Below are 891 nucleotides of genomic sequence, written 5' to 3' on the forward strand. Positions count from 1 at the left end.
GGTGATTCCTACCTAACTGGTACTGTGATATGATACCTTTATGCTTGATAACCAGACAATATCCCTGGCAAATAGTCTGCCAAAAAGTAGACGGTTTTTTGTCAAGCTCAGATGGGGCGGAAGAAGGGTCTGCCCAAAGTGTGGAGAGAGGAAACTCTGGCGTAGCAACCAGAGATTCAGGTGTTCCCACTGCCGTTACCCTTTTACCGATTTTACCGGCACCTACTTGGGAAGGTTTCGCATCCCCCTTAACGAAGTCGTACATCTTCTCTACCTCTTCTGTCTGGGTATTCCAGGCTACAGAACAAGGCTTTACCTTTCCCACAACCTCTCCACCACCCACAGAGCTTTTAGGCTCTTCAGGGAAGCCATCTATGACGCTTCTCTCACCGAAATGGAGGCCCTCTCTGGAGAACTTGAGCTTGACGAGTCCCTCTTTGGCGGGAAAAGAAAGGGCAAAAGAGGCTGGGGAGCTGAGGGAAAGAAGCTGGTCTTCGGGATGTATCAGAGAAATGGGAAAGTCATCACCTTCCCCGTTCCCAACCGAAGAAGGTCCACCCTCATACCCCTCATTCTGGAACACACCAGAAGGGGTAGTATCTACTACACTGACGACTTTAAAGGATATGGGGTTCTCTCCTTTCGAGGGAGACATCACAGGGTCTTGCACGGCAAAGAGGAATACGTCAGCGGAAGAACCCACATCAACGGCATTGAGGGTTTCTTCTCCTATGCCAAGACTTGGCTCTATCACTACCGAGGTGTTCCCAGCCAATACTTTCATCTCTACCTCAAAGAAACCGAGTTTAGGTTCAACCACAGAGACGAAGATCTCTTTGCCTTTATTGCACAACTATTGGTCAAACCAGTACCAGATGTATAGGAATTACC

Annotated in this window: 1 protein-coding gene; it reads left to right on the plus strand. The window is 48.7% G+C overall.

The features are described 5' to 3' along the window. Positions 1-40 precede the first annotated feature (40 nt). Positions 41-883, plus strand: a complete 843-nt coding sequence (locus QMD53_07210) for an IS1595 family transposase (protein MDI6800423.1) — start codon at positions 41-43, stop codon at positions 881-883. Positions 884-891 lie beyond the last annotated feature (8 nt).

This window comes from Actinomycetota bacterium (assembly GCA_030017835.1).
Taxonomy (GTDB): Bacteria; Actinomycetota; Aquicultoria; order UBA3085; family Oleimmundimicrobiaceae; genus Yes70-04.

Excerpts from the sequence above, each read along its gene's own strand:
- QMD53_07210 (MDI6800423.1), top strand. The coding sequence starts at position 41 with ATGCTTGATAACCAGACAATATCCCTGGCAAATAGTCTGCCAAAAAGT.